The sequence below is a fragment of the Lysobacter sp. K5869 genome, from assembly GCF_018847975.1.
In the GTDB taxonomy this organism is placed as follows: Bacteria; Pseudomonadota; Gammaproteobacteria; order Xanthomonadales; family Xanthomonadaceae; genus Lysobacter.
Window position 1 is genome coordinate 459,008 of the sequence record NZ_CP072597.1, and the last position, 15,772, is coordinate 474,779.

Genomic DNA, 15,772 nt, shown 5'->3' on the forward strand with positions numbered 1-15,772 from the left:
CATTGGCGCGGTCGCGGCTCGCGCCGCTCCTACAGGGGCTCCGGCCGGTTTCGTATCCGACTGTAGGAGCTGCGTAAGCTGCGACCACGCGTCTCGCAAGCCGGCGCACGCACGAAGTCGAAACAGCGCGGCCACGCGCGCGATCCAGATTCGCCGCCGTTCCATTGGCGCGGTCGCGGCTTACGCCGCTCCTACAAGGGGCTCCGGCCGGTTTCGTTTCAGACTGTAGCAGCTGCGCAAGCTGCGACCGCGAAACCGCAACCACGATGAAACGTTCGTCCCGCCCGCATCGCCGTGCCGCGATCGCGCCTCAGCGAACCTCGATCTTCAACGAAAACTTCGCCACGCTCCCGCGCCGCGCGGCCGCGCGCGGCTGATAAACCTGGATGCGGTACTCGCCGTCGGCCGGCAGCGTCGCGCTGCCGGTCGCGCTGCCCTGGCCGTAGACGGTCTCCACCGCCAAGGCCTCGGCCTGCGGGCCGGACGCGCCACCGCCGCGCGGCGGGTACACGTTGACAGCGGCGTTGGAGCTGCCCGTCAGCGTCGTGCGCAAGCTCTGGCCGGCGCGGGCGACGACGAGATACTCCACGCTGTCGTAGCCCTTGATCGCGCCGTTCACCGTGGCGCCGGTCGCGCCCTTGGCGAACTGCACGGGCACCGACTTCACCGCATCGGCCGCGAACGCGGCGGACGAACACAACGACAAGGCAACGGCCAACGCAGCGGCGCGAACGAGCATCGCGGACTCCAGCGGAAACGAGGAAAGGGCGACCAGACTAGCGCATCGCGGCGGCGCCGCTGCGCGACTCGTCGACGCGGTCATGCGCCGCATGCATCGCATGCGCAATCGGCCTGCCGTGGCCGTATCACGCGCATGCCATCGGTGCGCATCACTTGGTTCCGGTCTTGCTCTTGACCTTCGGTTTGGCCGGGCCGTCCTGGCCCGGTTTGCCTTTGGGCTTATCGCGAATCCATACCACTTTGTTGTCGCGGCGCGTCTCGAACAACCCCAATGCCTCGAGCAGGTCGCTGAGCTTGCGATAACCGTAATTGCGCGAATCGAACGAAGCCTGATTGGCGATCTGATGCCCGACCGCGCCCAGGTGCGACCACCCGTCGTCGCCGCTGGCCGCCTCCACCGCGCGCCGCAACATGCGCACCAGTCGCGTGTCGCTGCGCAAATCCTGAGCGCTGCGCGGCGCGACCGTCGCCACCGTCTCGTCCGCCTGCACCTCGGCCGCCGGCTGGCCCAGGCCTTCGACGTAGGTGAACTTCGAGCAGGCGTTGACGAACGGCTCGGGCGTCTTCTTTTCGCCGAAGCCGTAGACCTTGACGCCGTCGGTCAGCAGCCGCATCACCAGCGGGGTGAAGTCGGCGTCGCTGGAGACGATGGCGAAGGCGTCGAGGTTGCGCGCGTACAGCAGGTCCATCGCGTCGATCACCATCGCCATGTCCGAGGCGTTCTTGCCCTTGGAGTAGGCGAATTGCTGGATCGGGCGGATCGCGTACTCGTGCAGCACCGCCTCCCAGCTTTTCAGATTCGGGCTTTTCCAGTTGCCGTAGGCGCGGCGCACGTTGGCCGCGCCGTAGCGGGCGACCTCGGCCAGGATCACCTCGATCTTGGCCGCCGGCGCGTTGTCGGCGTCGATCAGCAGGGCGATGCGCTTTTCTTCCGTGGCCACGGCCATGTTCCGGACTCCCGGGCCGCGGCGCGGCCGACCGCGCCAGCCTAGCGCAACGCGCGCCGGAAGGTCGCGCGGCGCGCGGCCGACAGTCAGAAGATAGCGCCGGCTTCATGACGGGCTAACCGCGATGGGCGAAAATGGCGGGGATACCAACGACCGATACGATCCCCCATGAGCAACCGACTCGAACAACTGCGCCAACTCTCCTCCGTGGTCGCCGACACCGGCGACATCGAGGCCATCGCCCGCTTCCACCCGCTCGACGCCACCACCAACCCCTCGCTGCTGCTCAAGGCCGCCGGCCTGCCGGCCTACGCGCCGCTGATCGACGCGGCCGTCGCCCAGGCCCAGGGCGAGAACGCGCAAGCGCGCGTCGCCGACGCCGGCCTGCGCCTGGCCGTGGCCATCGGCGGCGAAATCCTCAAGCTGATCCCCGGCCGCGTCTCCACCGAGGTCGACGCGCGCCTGAGCTTCGACACCCCGGCCACCCTGGCCCAGGCGCGGCGCATCGTCGAGCTCTACGACGCCGCCGGCATCGGCCGCGACCGCCTGCTGATCAAGATCGCCTCGACCTGGGAAGGCATCCGCGCCGCCGAGCAGCTCGAACGCGAAGGCATCCACTGCAACCTGACCCTGCTGTTCTCCTTCGCCCAGGCCGTGGCCTGCGCCGAGGCCGGCGTGTACCTGATCTCGCCCTTCGTCGGCCGCATCCTCGACTGGCACCTCGCCAACGGCATGGCCAAGCCGGCCACGCCGCAGGACGATCCGGGCGTGCAGTCGGTCGCCCGCATCTGGAACTACTACAAGCGCCACGGCTACGCGACCGTGGTGATGGGCGCGAGCTTCCGCAACGTCGGCCAGGTGCTGGCGCTGGCCGGTTGCGACCGCCTGACCATCTCGCCGGAACTGCTGGGCGAACTGGCCGACAGCGACGGCGAGGTGCCGCGCGCGCTCCACGACGACGGCCAGCGCGCCGCGCCGGGCGAGCGCCTGAGCGAGGCCGCGTTCCGCTGGCAGCACAACGAGGACGCGATGGCGACCGACAAGCTCGCCGACGGCATCCGCCGCTTCGCCGCCGACCAGCGCAAGCTCGAAGAGCTGCTCGCCCAGCGCTTGAACGGATGAGGAGACCGCCATGTCCGATACCCGCAAGCACGTCGTCATCGTCGGCGGCGGGTTCGGCGGACTGTGGGCGACCCGCGCACTGGCCTCGGCGCCGGTGCGCATCACCCTGATCGACCGCCGCAACCACCATCTGTTCCAACCGCTGCTGTATCAGGTCGCCACCGCCGGCCTGTCTTCGCCGGACATCGCCGCGCCGCTGCGGCACATCCTGCGCAATCAGGCCAACGTCGAGGTGCGCCTGGGCGAAGTCGTCGGCATCGACGCCGACGCGCGCCACGTCGCGCTCGCCGACGGCGAACGCATCGGTTACGACTTCTTGCTGCTCGCCAGCGGCGCCACCCACGCCTATTTCGGCCACGACGAGTGGGCCGAGCACGCGCCGGGGCTGAAGACGCTCGACGACGCGCTGCACATCCGCCGCCGCGTGCTGCTCGCGTTCGAGCGCGCCGAAGCCGCGCAGACCGAGGAAGAACGCGAGGCGTGGCTGCACTTCGCCGTGGTCGGCGGCGGACCGACCGGCGTGGAGATGGCCGGCACGCTCGCCGAAATCGCGCGCAAGACCTTGCGCCGCGAGTTCCGCCGCATCGACCCGGCCAAGGCGCGCGTGCGCCTGATCGAGGCCGGGCCGCGGGTGTTGTCGAGCTTTCCCGAATCGCTGTCGGAAAAAGCCCGCGCGCAGTTGCAGCGGCTCGGCGTGGAAGTCGCCACCGGCACACCGGTGGGTTCGATCGACGCCAACGGCTACCGCCTGGGCGCCGAGTTCGTTCCGGCGCGTACGGTGCTGTGGGCCGCGGGCGTCGCGGCCTCGCCGTTGGGCGCGTTGCTCGACGCCCCGCGCGACCGCGCCGGCCGCGTGCAGGTGCTGCCCGACCTCAGCGTGCCCGGCCACCCGGAGATCTTCGTCGCCGGCGATCTGGCCAGCCTGCAGCAAGACGACGGCAAGCCGGTGCCCGGCGTCGCCCCGGCGGCCAAGCAGATGGGCGGCCACGTCGCCCAAAGCATCCGCGCGCGCGTGCTCGGCCAACCGGCGCCGGCGCCGTTCCGCTACGTCGATTTCGGCAACCTCGCCACCATCGGCCGGCGCGCGGCGGTGGTGGACTTGCGCGGGCTGCACTTCTCCGGCGTGCTGGCGTGGACGTTCTGGCTGGCCGCGCACGTGTTCTTCCTGATCGGCTTCCGCAACCGCCTGATCGTGATGCTCAACTGGTCGTGGGCGTACTACACGTACCAGCGCCATGCCCGCATCATCCTGGGCGGCGCGGGCGATAAAGAAACCGACGACGAAGACTGAGCCGCGGCGCGGCAGAACCGAAAAAAAGGGCGCCCGAGGGCGCCCTTTCCGTTTCGCGGCTCCGCGTTCGCTCAGGTGTACCCGTCGTAGTAGTACGCCGTCGCCTGCACCTGACGGCTCGCACCGGTGTCCAGGTCGGTCACGGTGGCTTGCAGGATCGCCACGCCGTCGCCGGACAGATCCGTCGAAATCGGCACCGCGCACGCGTTTTGGTTCGCGCACGAAGCGACGATCGCGTTGTTTTCCAGATTGCGCCAGACGAAACCGTAGTTGCCGGCCGGCAAGCCGGTCACGCTGAACACCGCCACGGTCGGGTTGTGCGCGCCGTTGGGCACCCACAGCGAGCTGCAGGTGTCGGGTGTGGCGATGTCGTAGCGGAAGGTGTCGACGTAACACTCCATGCCGGCGCCGGCGACGTTGCCGGCGTGCGCCGGCGCGGCGTGGCCCATGGCCAGCGCGAGCGCGACCGCGCTCAGGCCGATTGCTGCGTTGATGCGCATGAAACTCTCCTTGTCGAGTGCGTGCTTCGATGAGCGTGCGGCGCGCCGCGGCGCGCGCCGGGAACGAACGGCGGCGCGCGGCGACGGACGCCGCCGACGCGCGCCGCGGCCGCGATCAGTTGTAGCCGTCCCAGAAATACGCGGTGGCGTTGAGCGTGCGCTGCGCGCCGGTGGCCAGATCGGTCACCACCACGCGCAGCCGCGCTTCGCCGTCGCCGCGGGTTTCGGTGGCGATCGGCACGCCGCACCAGCCCGGCGAATTGCCGCAGCCGGCCGGGGCCTGCCCGGTTTCCAGATCGGTCCAGACGTAGCTGTAGTTGCCCGCCGGCAATCCGGTCACGTTGAAGTACGCGGCCGACGGATTCGACGCGGTGCCCGGCGTCCACACGCTCTGGCACCAGCCGGCCTGCGGCACGTCGTACGCGATGGTCTCCACATAGCATTCCAGTTGCGCGCCGCTCAGGTCGCCCGCGCGCGCCGGCGCGAGCGCCGTCAGCGACAGCGCGGCGGCGAATCCGGCCGCGATCAGCATCTTGCCAACTTCCATGACCCCCTCCTTATGTTGTGAGCCGGCCGCTGCGGCCGGCGCCGCAGTCTCGGCACGGCGCGAACGCGCCGGCAAGGGCGGAACGGCGGCGATGCGACGCCGCTTGCAGTTCTCAGCCGCCGGCGCGGCGCGACGGCGGCGAAGTTGCGAGCGCGAGCAACCGCTAGTGGCCGCGCCGGCCCTGCGGTCCGATCCACGCGCGGCCTTCGCGGCCGTCCGTGGAGGCGGCCGCTCGATCGCTCGCATCGGGTACTCGCAAAACGCGGACGCGACGGCTCACCCATAAGTTTTTTTTTCAATCGCGCTCGATCCTGCACAGGAAGCAGCCGTAGCGCGCGTTGTGGGCGTGGATCTGGGCCACGCGCGGATCCTCGAACAGTTCCTGCACCGCCGCCTCGGCGTCGCGGCCTTCCAGCGCGCGCGCCTGCAGCATCCAACCGTTGGCGTCGTACGCGCGCAGCGACAGGTGGCGGGTAGCGAGCATCGACGGCAAGCGGTTGCGCAGCGCCGGCGCGCGCGCGGCGCCTTCGCGCACGAAGATCGGACCGCTGGCGCGGTAGGGGCCGTCGCAGTCGTGATGCTGGAAAGTCAGCAGCAACAGCTGTTCGCCCGGCGAAGCATCTTGCAGCGACACCCGGCAGGGATAGCCGGTGGGCGAGTCGGCCACGACCCGGCGCATGCCGTGGGCGCGCAGCGCCTCGTCGTCGAGCGCGAACAGCGGGGCGAAGGTTTCGGCAGCGAGGCCGTCGATTCGGTAAGCGTGCATGGCGCGGATTCCTTGAGTGGGTGGCGCCACGTTAGTCCCGCCGCACAGGCGCCGATATCCGCGTCTTGCGCGGCGCGCGCATTGGTTTAGGCTGGCGCGCGATGCGGCCCTGCGGTCGCGCGAGGTCGGGGGGACCGTATGAGCGACAACCGCGTCATCGACACCGAAACACCGCGGCGGCGGCGCCTGCCGCTCGGCTTGCTGCTGATCCTGGCCGCGACCGCGTGCTCGGGCAAGGAGCCGGCCAAACCCGCCGCCCATCCCGAGTTCGACGCCTCCGCGCCGGCGGCCGCGCGCGCGAAGACGGCGCTGCCTTCCGACGAATTCCTCGCTCAAGTGAGCGCGGAAAGCGAGGCCGCCGAGGCGTTCGGCGAACGCCATCGCCCGCTGCAATTCTCCGGCCGCGTCGACCAAGCCGTCGCCGAATTGGTCGCCTACGCCGAACAAGGCGGCGCCGCGCGCCGTTTCGCCATCGGCAACATGCTGTGGTCGCTGGCGCCGGAAGCCTCGCTGAGCCTGCACCGCGCCGCCGACGAAGCGCAGCCGGATCAGCCGGAAATCCTGTACGAACTGGCCCTGCACTACACCCGCAAGGACGACTGCGCCGCGGCGCTGCCGCTGTGGCGACGCCTGCGCCCTACCCGCGTCGGCATTCCCGCGCAGGCCGCCTATCTCGCCGCGTACTGCCATCTGGCCAGCGGCGATTTGCGCGGCGCGGTCGCGATCGTGCAGTCCTCCGACATCGACGAGCACCACGTCGGCGCCGAGAAAATGTCCTACGAAGTGTTCGGCGGCCCCGCCGAGCTGATCGGGTTCGATCGGGACTACCGCAAGGCCGCCGGCGGCGACCGCGGCGCGCTGGAAAGCCTGCTGGCGCGTTCGTTCGACTGGAACACCGATTGGTGGAACGCCGCGCCGGAGCCGGCGGCGCAGGACGCGGCGATCGCGCTGGCGCGTACGCAGTGGAGCGCGCAGACGCGCGAACGCCAGGAATGGGATTGCCTGTGGCCGAAGCTGCGCGATCGCGAGCAGCCGTTCGGCCAGCAGGATCTCGACCGCTGCCGCGTGCTCGTCGGCGGCCATCCCTATCCGGCCAGTTCGACGCTGGGCTTGGTCGCATTGGCGCGGCTCGTGTCCCGCGCCGAGCAGCCGCCGGACTTCGCCGCGCTGCTCGCCCGCCACGGCGGCACCTTGCGCGAACGCGCCACCGGCAAACGCGACGATCCGCAGGCGCTGCGCGTGTTGGCCTACCTGCAGCAAAGCGCCGGCGACGCGGCCGGGCTGGCGCAGACCGACGAACTGGGCTGGAAACGCTACCGCGACGAACGCTTCGCGCTCAGCCGCGTGCAGCACGCCGAGCCCGGTCCGGGCGTCGCGCCCGACCCGGCGTATCGCGCCATGCTCGCGCAGGCCGCGCAGGATTTTCCGCACGCGCCGCTGTATCCGATGCTGGAGGCGGTCTATCGCGCCGGCGGCGGCGACCCGCCGGCCGCCGACGTCGCGCGCGTGCTGCAAGCCGAAACCCGCACGCTGGACTTGAGCGTGCGCAACGGCGACCTGCGCTCGCATTCCCAGCTCAAAGCGCTGTACCGGCGGCTGGCGAAGGCGCTGGAAAAGGAAAGCGCCGCCGGCCGCTGAGCGCGGCGCGCAAAAGAAAACGGCCCGGGTCGCCCCGGGCCGTTTCGTTTTGGTAGCGCTTCGCGGCTTAAGCCGCGAACAGGCCGCGCATCTTCTTCAGCGCGTTGGCTTCGATCTGGCGGATGCGCTCGGCGCTGACGCCGTACTCGTCGGCCAGTTCCTGCAGCGTGACCTTGCTGTCGGCGTCGAGCCAACGGCGCTTGATGATGTCGCGCGAACGCGCATCCAAGCCGGCCATGCCCTCGCGCAGCAGCGCGAGCTGGTTGTCTTCCTCGTCCTCACGCTCGTAGCTCTGCGAGGGGTCTTCCTCGGCGGCGCGCAGGTAGGCGGCCGGCGACGGCGGCGCGTGGTCGTCGTCTTCGTCGCTGGGCGCGTCGAAACCGATGTCGCGGCCGGACAGGCGCGATTCCATTTCCAGCACTTCGCGTTCGGAGACGTTGAGGTCCTGAGCGACCTGACGCACTTCCTCGGCGTTCATCCAGCCCAGGCGGGTCTTGGACTTGCGCAGGTTGAAGAACAGCTTGCGCTGCGCCTTGGTCGTGGCGACCTTGACGATGCGCCAGTTCTTGAGGATGAACTCGTGCATCTCGGCGCGGATCCAGTGCACCGCGAAGGAGACCAGGCGCACGCCCTGTTCGGGGTCGAAGCGCTTGACCGCCTTCATCAGGCCGATGTTGCCTTCCTGGATGAGGTCGCCGATCTGCAGGCCGTAGCCGTTGTAGCCGCGGGCCACGTGGACCACGAAGCGCAGATGGGAATGGATGAGTTCGCGGGCCGCGTCGAGGTCTTCCTCGTCGCGGAACCGGCGGGCCAACGCCTGCTCGTCTTCGACGGTCAGCACCGGGATTTGGTGCACCGCGCCGATATATGCATCCAGCGAACCGAGCGCGCTGGGCACAGGCAGGTTGTTGGTGATAAGAGCGGAGGATTGGGCGATAGAGGTCATGGCAGCGATCTTAGCAGTCGGCCTATAGGACTGCTAAAGGCGGGGGAAGTTCCGCAGTGTTGCGCAATTGGAACGGCGGGGAGGCCTGCGGATGGCGCGCGTTCAGGCGCCGGGGAGTGTGTGCGGGGGCCCGTAAGCGGGAGGTCGAGATGTCGAGTTGCAGTAACGGTGGCAGCAACTGCAATAACGATGTCAGCGGCTGCTAACTATGTCAGCACGCTCCTGACCGCCAAAGAAATACGATAAATATCAATTACTTAGAAATTCACCTTAGGTTTTGATTGCCCAAAAGGAGGGCAGCAGCGGCCATTTGATCTCCAGCGGCGCGCAGCTATGTAACCGCCGGAGGATGATCCATAAAAATCAAATACTTACACAAATAGCGCACCTTAACGGGAGCCGGGGGAGCACCCTACTCCGAACTTGATCGCCGACGAGGGCGGGCCAGTACCCGGTAGAAATCTGCTTTCAGGCCCCAAACGCCGCTGAGCCATTACCAACCAGCTTAGGGCAGGCCATCGGCGCCCGGCACCGACCTGAATCGGCGTCCTTCCACGTTGGCTCCTAAAACTAGTAGGCTGAAAACGGAATTCTCTGCTGCACTGGCAAAGTTGCGGGTCCTGAGAAGGAAATTCAGGGGAATGGAATCATGGGGAAAGTGATTTATGTAACCGGAGCACCTGCGACCGGTAAGTCGACCTTGTGCCGCACTCTAAGTGCCGATCCAGCTATCCACTCGTTCTGCTACAGCGAACGATTACGAGACCACGTCAATCGTCAGGCGGGCATCGCTCTGGATGAGGCCGACATTCGTAGGCAATCAGCCCAGGTTGTTACATCGAAACACGTCGATGAAGTCGACGACTTGTTACAGGCCGAAGCCGAATCCTGCCGCAAGTCCGGCGGAAACCTGCTGATCGACAGCCATCCTGTGACCAAAGAGAACTACGGATTCCGCGTCACGCCCTTCAAGCTTCAGCGATTGCTTGATCTCAAGATTGACTACTTCATCTGCCTGTACGCAGATCCCAAAGTGATGGCGCAACGCATAGAGCTTGACGCCCAGGGACGCCCCCTCCCAAGCGATTTCGAATTGGCCGTACACGTCAACTTACAGGCGTCAGTGGTGGCTACTTATTCAGTCCTCTCTGGCCGGCCATGCCACCTTGTGGATAGCAGCGTCGATCGCATGCAACTGGTGCAACGGGTAAGAGCTCTCGCCGGTCTGATCTAGAGATCCACGCATCGCAGGAGCCACACTATGGCACGTGAGATCAACCTGAAAGACGCGATCAATGCTGTATCCGACGTGGTTCAGAACCGTCCACGCCCGCTGCGCGAATTCGACCAGATCTACATGAAGACTGGCGACATGGTCATGCAGAGCGAACTGGTAGCTCGTTGGGCAAAGGACAAGCGACTTGCGTTTATCGGCGATGGCGATGCAATCAGTGTCTGCGTGGCATTGCTAAAAGCCAGGGAAATATTTGATGAAGGTCCATCTCACATCACCGTATTCGACTTCGACGAGCGAATCTGCGGCGCGATCACTCGCATAGCTGACCACGAGCAGATGACCAACTTAGAATCACGCTTGTACAACTGCGCCGATGCGTTCCCAGAAGACATGATCGGGCAGTTCGACTGCTTTTATACTAATCCACCATGGGGCGCGAGCAACGCAGGAGAGAGCGTTAAGGTCTTCATGGAACGAGGATTTGAAGCGACCGGCAACAGCGGCGAGGGCCTGGTCGTTATCGCGGACGATCATGAGCTTGAATGGCCACAGCATGTACTGGCTCAGGTCCAGAAATTCGCACTCGAAAGGGACCAGTTTGTTCAGAAGATGCATTCGAAGATGCATCTTTACCATTTGGACGACAACCCAAACCTGCGCTCATGCAATCTATTCTTTAAAGCTCTCCCGATGGAACGACCGTCCGTCGTGAGCAAGGGACTCGAGAAGGAGCGACTGGACAACTTCTATGGACAGGGCCAGCCGCTGACCATTAGATACGTGCGCGAACGAAAACGCGTGGACTATGGCAAGGCGCATGACGAGGAATACGCCATCGAACCCATGGAGGTATGAGATGAGCTCGATTATTCAACCCGGAGCACACGTGCTCTTCATGAAGGTCGGCATTCATGCGAAAGAGCCGTTGGAGAGCATCATCGAGAGAAAACTCAAGGAGATTGATGACACGGGCATGGCCTTTTGGGGCTACGGCGGGAATACATGTCACCCCACCAATATGGTTCAGCCGTTCGCCAAGCACGCCGTGGACAACGCTGCACCGATTCATCTGGTCATGCAAAAGATGGCGTCGAACCACTGGGCCGAAGGCAGAGCAGAGGAGTATTCGATTGACGGCCAGAAATGGGTCCCGGTGCCCGACATGATCGAAGTCCGCGGTTCGCGTTTCGCGCTCGTGATCAAGGATCTGAAGGAGGCCGATCTTTCCCTATCTTTGGCTCGTTCCAAAGTGGCTTGGGGCCCAAGCTTGGGCAAAGCTGGGAACACGTATATTTCCGGGCGCGTAGACAAGGCTTGCCTGCAACTTGGACAGGATGTGGACGTGCCGCTGGCTCCAGATGAGTACTCCACGCCAATCGGTCTAGTCGCCACGCTAAGAGAGCCTTACGCGGTTTTTCTCCGTAATAAGTAAACTAGGCAGCCAGCAAGTCCCCGGAAGCTGCACGCAGCTCTTCGATATGGCTGTCCAAACCCGCAAGCCATGACGCCTCACCGACTTCCGGTGAAGCACAACTGAAGCAGATGCGCATCGCGAGGTCCACTTCGCGTTCCGCGCATATGGCCGCCCTAACTTCGACCGCCCCCTGGGAGTTCACCAAATGGCGCACCGCTTGTTCGAAGCATATAAAGCGTGCGGACAAGTTTTGCGCGCTAATTCCTGCGGGCGAAACGATAGAAGCCAAAGCCATAATGGCTTTTCGATCCCCCGTTAAAACATGGTGGAGATCGCGGGTCACCAGCATAGAGACAAGCTGACATTCACCCACGTGCATCGGTATCGCCAGTTGCTGCGCCTGAAACTCTAGCTGCGCAGCCAGCGCCGCCTCCTGTTCCGTCGGCTCAAGGATCTCAAGCAGCGCAAGCGCCGCTTCAAGCTCTTCTTTCGCGGCGCTAAAGCGACTGGGCGGTCTCTTCTGGAGCGCCTTGCGTAGGACGTACTTCGCCGACCCCAGAATTCCGCATTGGTGTGGCGCATTGGGTATCGAAGCTAGCAGCTCGTTGAGGAAGCCATACGAGACCCCCTTAAGGATTATGTCGTTGTCGACCGCCGCGTTAGCCATGCGCGCCTCCCATCACAGCACGCAAGAAGCTCTGCGATTCATCCTGCAGCTCCCTCCAGACCAACTGCCTAGTGGCGAGCTGATTGACCACACGCCAGACGTCGATCGCCCGATCATAGATATGGGTGAGGGAAGACATAGCTGTTGGCCAAGCGCCGGTCGAATGACCGAAGGCCATAGCAACGGTACCCGGCTCGATATGCTCTATTGAACCGACGCGCATCGCTTCTCTTGCAAGTTGCCGCGCTCCTCGCCCCTCCCCCTGGACAACTAACTCAGGCCTGGGTCGCCCAGTCAACAATTCCAGCGCGAATGCGTCAGCTTCCACTTCCTCAGCATCTTTTTCAGCCACCGCATCCTGTAGCAGTTCCATATCCACTATGGCCGTACCTGCAGCGAGGTGCCCGAGCAGGATGTGACCAAGCTCATGAGCGAGATAAAAGGCTACAGGGGCGGGGTACACCGCATCTCGCGCCAGCATGATCGCGTAACGATCACCGACGCGGATGCTCATCGCACTCATGCGTTTGGCGCTCAGCGGATAGACACGTAGATGGATGACGGGTATGCCGAATGCCCAAGCAAACGATAACAGTTCTCGAAGTCCGACGTGTGGACCGTTAGCAAGCAGGGCGGCCCGCAACTCTGCTGCCGACATCGCTTGCAGACCCTGATTCGGCGGCACCGCCTCTAGAAGCATTCGTGATAATGCGGTGCCGAAAGAAGCGATCGCTGATCGTTCTCCCTTTCCGTTCCCTGTAAACCCCTTGAATCGAGCGGTATCCTCCCAGATGAATCGCGGTTCATCCTCGCCATTTAAGAGCGATCGCGGATCCAACCCAAGCTTACGCGCTAGCGAAAAGCGTAGCTCGGCGTTGGCAGAGGCGGAGGATTCGGCGTCCTTGCTCCACCATTCCGGCCAAGCCGCGGCCACGGCATCAGGACTGAGGCCAGTCCGTCGAATCAACCGTGCTTTGAATTCGGCTGCACTTTCCACCGTCGCGACTCCTCCCTCGTCCCTATAGCTTGGGCGCCACCTTGTACTGTCCTACAGAACGAATCAGCTCCAGGAGCAAACGCCCTTGTTCTTCAGAGCCGTCCCATGCCTGCTGAACGGCCTTCTTCAGATCTTCAGCAGATAGAGTCAGGATCGAGCCGCCCTCAGAAATGCCAAAAAAGTTGCAAAGGGCGACGGCGTTCCTACTGCGATTCTTGACGCCTTCTATTCGCATACGGCGCACTGCGTAATACTGGACCCCAGCTCGTTCGGCCAACTCTCGATGCGACAGCGGGCTGCTATTTAGCGCCGCCTGGAGTTGGTCAGCAAGCAGCCAAGTTCTTTGCATATTTTGCATATTTACACTATACTTCGCCCTGATCAAACTCGCCAGAGCGCCATGGGACACACCTTCCCCTCTCCCAATGTGAGCGCCGCTGTCGCGGCCGCCCCTGGAATCCCGCCTATTTTTTGCTGGACGAAAATGGGGGCTGAGGCAGGTCAAGCATTGGCCGACATCATCCGCCGCAAGGACTTGGAACGTGAATGCGGAGAGGGAGTGTTCGGATGGGGAATTGGCAATTCCGTTGGCCCTGCCATCAAACATGCAAAATTCGCTGAGCAAGTCCCCACCCTGGAGGCTCTGTTCACCCCCATGAAGGCGACTCCGAAGCTGATCGATTCGGCGCCTGTGTCGATCATGATGTGGCTTGGGTACTTCGGCGACGATGGCCATATCGAGGCACTGCCCGAGCACATGCTAATCACCAGCCGCGGGCACTCAGGGGCTGGCGAGGAGAAGCGTGGCCACTACGCGCTGATCTGCCGCTCGTCGGAGCCACTGACCGGGCAGCCGAGCCACCAGGCTATCGATCATCGGGCGGTGCGCAATTTGGTGAGCTCCAACCCGGTAGGCGCCTCGCAAGTCACCTCGGTCGTACGCTACCGCTCGTCAGATTCGCGCGATGCAGCCTACCCGGTTCTGTTCCGCGCGGAGCTGATCGATCAAGCATTCGTTCGGCTAGCAATTCCCGTCGTCCTAACTGGCAAGTTCCTTGATCTGTATCGAACGGTATGCGCATCTCGTAAACCACGAGAATGGAAAACCGGCATTAGGGCACTAAAGGCTGCTACAGAGTCTCGGTGGCCACGCACTGAGCAGAAACCGCTATTCGTCTGACACTCCCAGGAAGGCGTGGCATGCTGGTTTACAGCATCCACTACATTCGCCAATCCATCTGTGACGTTGACGAGGGCTTTCACTGTGACGTTCTCGTGGACTCGCTTGGCAAACGTACCAACCTTCATCTTCTCTCAAACAGTCGGTGCCGTTATCGCGATCATTGTGATCCGTTGGGTTTTGGCAGAGCCGGCATCCCCGCAGACTAAGTGACGCTGCCTTAGCAATCCTGCTGATTGACGTACATCAACCTTTAGCGCTAGCGGCGATAATGATCGCCGCTAGCGGCAACGTGATGTCGATACGAGTAGACCCACGACTCACTCGCCCTAGCGGCGTGTTTTATGCACCGTGCATAATGCGACCAAGATGTGCAAAGTTCGTTTCAACAAGCTGCGGCCAAGTGTCTACAAAAAATCCTTACGTCTCGGCAGCGAGGATGATGGTCCAGTTGCCTCGTCAACATGCGGCTTAGCTCGATCGCCGCACGATTCGACGGTATGTTCTATACAGCGCTCATAAAAGAGAAGCGATGCGGCATCACGCGCGTTTAGCCGGCAGTCCGCGATGCCAGCTCTTCGTCGATGAGGACCTGAAGTCGCGGATCGGTGAGATCGGGCTGCCCAACAACCACTGCTCCGTTTAGCGAAACCGGCCTTTGAGGCATGGACCGCAGGCGATTCCCGACATTGGCGCCACCAAGAACGTCAGCGAAGTAGCGATCGTATGCCGCACTGATCGCGTCCAGGGCGACCTGCTGGTCAAGCGGGCGGTGAGGTTCTGACATAAGCCCACTATAGCTGCTTTGGCCCACCTGGAGCGCCGTCGTGATCTCTTCTTGACCTGCCTAAATCAGCTGCTGGAACCACTAACGCGGCCACGATGATGATCACGACCTCCCGAATGCGATGCGCCAACGTGAACCATGCTGACTCGTCAACATGTGGCGTCGCTCAATGTTCGCGCGGTCCGGCGACATGTTTTATGCAACGTGCAAAGTAAGATGTTGCGGCGTCCAGCTTTCTCCGATCCCTGCGAACAGGATGTGCGAACCTCGGACTACTAAACGACTGACGACTCTCTACAAAAACCGGCGCGATTCACGCCCATAAGCAGCGTTACAAGAAAGGGCCTCATACTTGAGGCCCTTTCTTATTGACGGAGCGTAACTTCAAGGCGGCTTACCTTGGAGCTCATGTCTTCATGTGGCTCATCAGAAGTCCTCGTTAGCGCATTTCGATCTGCTATTAATCATCTCAATCAGCTCACCCTTCTTCTCGGAGATGGTTTTGACATCCGAACAAACTTCGCCCGAAGGGATATCTAGCCCGCTGTTCGTCTTGAATTTTCCTAAGTCATCAACGCAACGACGAAGCAATCGCTCAGGATTGAGGTTGATAAGGTACGGGGCCACTGCCTTTCCCTTCTCCGAGATATGGCAAGTGAAATCCTCAGAAATTTCGCCGTCGAGCTGATAACGAACGAGTTGAGCAAGGGCTTCGAGCGAGGCCTTGGAGTTCCTGGCAGCCAACAATGCGAGCCCAAGCGATGCCTTGTTTGGTCCAGAGCAGGTAGCCGCGCTCTTTGAGCATCGATACATGGTGCTTGGGCTGACCGAAAGCGCAAGCGTCTCCAACACGGCCTGATCCGCCATTTTTATCTCGCGCACCTCCCTCGGCGCTGCAGGGCTTCCGCCTGGCCCTTGCTTATCGCCCTTGGCCGCCACAGCGAAGGGCATGGCCAGGAAAAATGCACACATCAAGGTTAAATTTTTCATGC

General features: G+C 63.5%; 17 protein-coding genes. 7 read left to right on the forward strand and 10 right to left on the reverse strand.

Annotated elements, in window-relative coordinates; genetic code table 11:
- Nucleotides 1-310 precede the first annotated feature (310 nt).
- Together J5226_RS01970 and J5226_RS01975 are read right to left on the reverse strand one after the other, a co-directional pair.
- Nucleotides 311-739, reverse strand: coding sequence for a g-type lysozyme inhibitor (locus J5226_RS01970; protein WP_215838190.1), 429 nt, complete (start codon nt 737-739; stop codon nt 311-313).
- Nucleotides 740-890: 151 nt separating this feature from the next.
- Nucleotides 891-1,688, reverse strand: a complete 798-nt coding sequence (locus J5226_RS01975; RefSeq protein ID WP_215838191.1) for an NYN domain-containing protein — start codon at nt 1,686-1,688, stop codon at nt 891-893.
- Between the two features lie 168 nt (nt 1,689-1,856).
- On the opposite strand from J5226_RS01975, the gene tal reads away from it, so the two are divergent.
- Both tal and J5226_RS01985 read left to right on the forward strand, forming a co-directional pair.
- Nucleotides 1,857-2,810 carry a transaldolase gene (tal, locus tag J5226_RS01980; protein WP_215838192.1) on the forward strand — a complete coding sequence of 318 codons (954 nt, stop codon included), beginning with the start codon at nt 1,857-1,859 and terminating at the stop codon, nt 2,808-2,810.
- 10 nt (nt 2,811-2,820) lie between these two features.
- Entirely contained in the window at nt 2,821-4,101 is a 1,281-nt protein-coding gene (locus J5226_RS01985; protein ID WP_215838193.1) for an NAD(P)/FAD-dependent oxidoreductase, read from the forward strand.
- A 71-nt stretch (nt 4,102-4,172) separates the two neighbouring features.
- On the opposite strand, the gene J5226_RS01990 is transcribed toward J5226_RS01985, so the two are convergent.
- From J5226_RS01990 to J5226_RS02000, 3 genes are all read right to left on the reverse strand, one after another.
- Complete coding sequence (locus J5226_RS01990; protein ID WP_215838194.1) at nt 4,173-4,601, reverse strand: hypothetical protein; 429 nt, start codon at nt 4,599-4,601, stop codon at nt 4,173-4,175.
- Between the two features lie 115 nt (nt 4,602-4,716).
- Entirely contained in the window at nt 4,717-5,148 is a 432-nt protein-coding gene (locus J5226_RS01995; RefSeq protein WP_215838195.1) for a hypothetical protein, read from the reverse strand.
- A gap of 295 nt (nt 5,149-5,443) precedes the next feature.
- Complete coding sequence (locus tag J5226_RS02000; RefSeq protein ID WP_215838196.1) at nt 5,444-5,914, reverse strand: DUF1203 domain-containing protein; 471 nt, start codon at nt 5,912-5,914, stop codon at nt 5,444-5,446.
- 138 nt (nt 5,915-6,052) lie between these two features.
- On the opposite strand from J5226_RS02000, the gene J5226_RS02005 reads away from it, so the two are divergent.
- Nucleotides 6,053-7,552, forward strand: coding sequence for a hypothetical protein (locus tag J5226_RS02005; RefSeq protein ID WP_215838197.1), 1,500 nt, complete (start codon nt 6,053-6,055; stop codon nt 7,550-7,552).
- A gap of 67 nt (nt 7,553-7,619) precedes the next feature.
- On the opposite strand, the gene rpoH is transcribed toward J5226_RS02005, so the two are convergent.
- The gene (gene rpoH, locus J5226_RS02010) at nt 7,620-8,498 is read right to left on the reverse strand and encodes an RNA polymerase sigma factor RpoH (protein WP_215838198.1); all 879 of its coding nucleotides are present in this window, start codon (nt 8,496-8,498) and stop codon (nt 7,620-7,622) included.
- 649 nt (nt 8,499-9,147) lie between these two features.
- On the opposite strand from rpoH, the gene J5226_RS02015 reads away from it, so the two are divergent.
- Genes J5226_RS02015 through J5226_RS02025 form a run of 3 tightly spaced genes read left to right on the forward strand, consistent with a single transcriptional unit; the run spans nt 9,148 to nt 11,167 of the window.
- Nucleotides 9,148-9,732: an ATP-binding protein gene (locus tag J5226_RS02015; protein WP_215838199.1), complete on the forward strand. Its 585-nt coding sequence runs from the start codon at nt 9,148-9,150 to the stop codon at nt 9,730-9,732.
- Between the two features lie 27 nt (nt 9,733-9,759).
- Nucleotides 9,760-10,590, forward strand: coding sequence for a bis-aminopropyl spermidine synthase family protein (locus J5226_RS02020; protein ID WP_215838200.1), 831 nt, complete (start codon nt 9,760-9,762; stop codon nt 10,588-10,590).
- A 1-nt stretch (nt 10,591) separates the two neighbouring features.
- A complete protein-coding gene (locus J5226_RS02025; protein ID WP_215838201.1) occupies nt 10,592-11,167 on the forward strand; it encodes a hypothetical protein in 576 nt (191 codons plus the stop codon).
- Between the two features lies 1 nt (nt 11,168).
- Here the strand turns inward: J5226_RS02025 and J5226_RS02030 are convergent, their stop codons facing one another.
- From J5226_RS02030 to J5226_RS02040, 3 genes are read right to left on the reverse strand one after another with little or no spacing between them, the layout of a single operon-like run.
- Nucleotides 11,169-11,816, reverse strand: coding sequence for a hypothetical protein (locus J5226_RS02030; protein WP_215838202.1), 648 nt, complete (start codon nt 11,814-11,816; stop codon nt 11,169-11,171).
- On the reverse strand, nt 11,809-12,813 hold the full coding sequence (locus J5226_RS02035; RefSeq protein WP_215838203.1) for an ImmA/IrrE family metallo-endopeptidase: 1,005 nt from the start codon (nt 12,811-12,813) through the stop codon (nt 11,809-11,811). The genes J5226_RS02030 and J5226_RS02035 overlap by 8 nt, the downstream gene beginning before the upstream one ends.
- A gap of 22 nt (nt 12,814-12,835) precedes the next feature.
- Entirely contained in the window at nt 12,836-13,171 is a 336-nt protein-coding gene (locus J5226_RS02040; RefSeq protein WP_215838204.1) for a hypothetical protein, read from the reverse strand.
- A gap of 150 nt (nt 13,172-13,321) precedes the next feature.
- On the opposite strand from J5226_RS02040, the gene J5226_RS02045 reads away from it, so the two are divergent.
- Complete coding sequence (locus J5226_RS02045; protein ID WP_215838205.1) at nt 13,322-13,993, forward strand: hypothetical protein; 672 nt, start codon at nt 13,322-13,324, stop codon at nt 13,991-13,993.
- Between the two features lie 1,213 nt (nt 13,994-15,206).
- Here the strand turns inward: J5226_RS02045 and J5226_RS02055 are convergent.
- Nucleotides 15,207-15,770: an Imm57 family immunity protein gene (locus J5226_RS02055; RefSeq protein WP_215838207.1), complete on the reverse strand. Its 564-nt coding sequence runs from the start codon at nt 15,768-15,770 to the stop codon at nt 15,207-15,209.
- Between the last annotated feature and the right edge of the window lie 2 nt (nt 15,771-15,772).

What these genes read in the sequence shown, in the direction of transcription:
- J5226_RS02040 (WP_215838204.1), bottom strand. Translation starts at nt 13,171, where the DNA reads ATGCAAAATATGCAAAGAACTTGGCTGCTTGCTGACCAACTCCAGGCG.
- J5226_RS02005 (WP_215838197.1), top strand. Translation starts at nt 6,053, where the DNA reads ATGAGCGACAACCGCGTCATCGACACCGAAACACCGCGGCGGCGGCGC.
- rpoH (WP_215838198.1), bottom strand. Translation starts at nt 8,498, where the DNA reads ATGACCTCTATCGCCCAATCCTCCGCTCTTATCACCAACAACCTGCCT.
- J5226_RS01970 (WP_215838190.1), bottom strand. Translation starts at nt 739, where the DNA reads ATGCTCGTTCGCGCCGCTGCGTTGGCCGTTGCCTTGTCGTTGTGTTCG.
- J5226_RS02000 (WP_215838196.1), bottom strand. Translation starts at nt 5,914, where the DNA reads ATGCACGCTTACCGAATCGACGGCCTCGCTGCCGAAACCTTCGCCCCG.
- tal (WP_215838192.1), top strand. Translation starts at nt 1,857, where the DNA reads ATGAGCAACCGACTCGAACAACTGCGCCAACTCTCCTCCGTGGTCGCC.
- J5226_RS01985 (WP_215838193.1), top strand. Translation starts at nt 2,821, where the DNA reads ATGTCCGATACCCGCAAGCACGTCGTCATCGTCGGCGGCGGGTTCGGC.
- J5226_RS01990 (WP_215838194.1), bottom strand. Translation starts at nt 4,601, where the DNA reads ATGCGCATCAACGCAGCAATCGGCCTGAGCGCGGTCGCGCTCGCGCTG.
- J5226_RS02025 (WP_215838201.1), top strand. Translation starts at nt 10,592, where the DNA reads ATGAGCTCGATTATTCAACCCGGAGCACACGTGCTCTTCATGAAGGTC.
- J5226_RS01975 (WP_215838191.1), bottom strand. Translation starts at nt 1,688, where the DNA reads ATGGCCGTGGCCACGGAAGAAAAGCGCATCGCCCTGCTGATCGACGCC.
- J5226_RS02020 (WP_215838200.1), top strand. Translation starts at nt 9,760, where the DNA reads ATGGCACGTGAGATCAACCTGAAAGACGCGATCAATGCTGTATCCGAC.
- J5226_RS02015 (WP_215838199.1), top strand. Translation starts at nt 9,148, where the DNA reads ATGGGGAAAGTGATTTATGTAACCGGAGCACCTGCGACCGGTAAGTCG.
- J5226_RS02055 (WP_215838207.1), bottom strand. Translation starts at nt 15,770, where the DNA reads ATGAAAAATTTAACCTTGATGTGTGCATTTTTCCTGGCCATGCCCTTC.
- J5226_RS02030 (WP_215838202.1), bottom strand. Translation starts at nt 11,816, where the DNA reads ATGGCTAACGCGGCGGTCGACAACGACATAATCCTTAAGGGGGTCTCG.
- J5226_RS01995 (WP_215838195.1), bottom strand. Translation starts at nt 5,148, where the DNA reads ATGGAAGTTGGCAAGATGCTGATCGCGGCCGGATTCGCCGCCGCGCTG.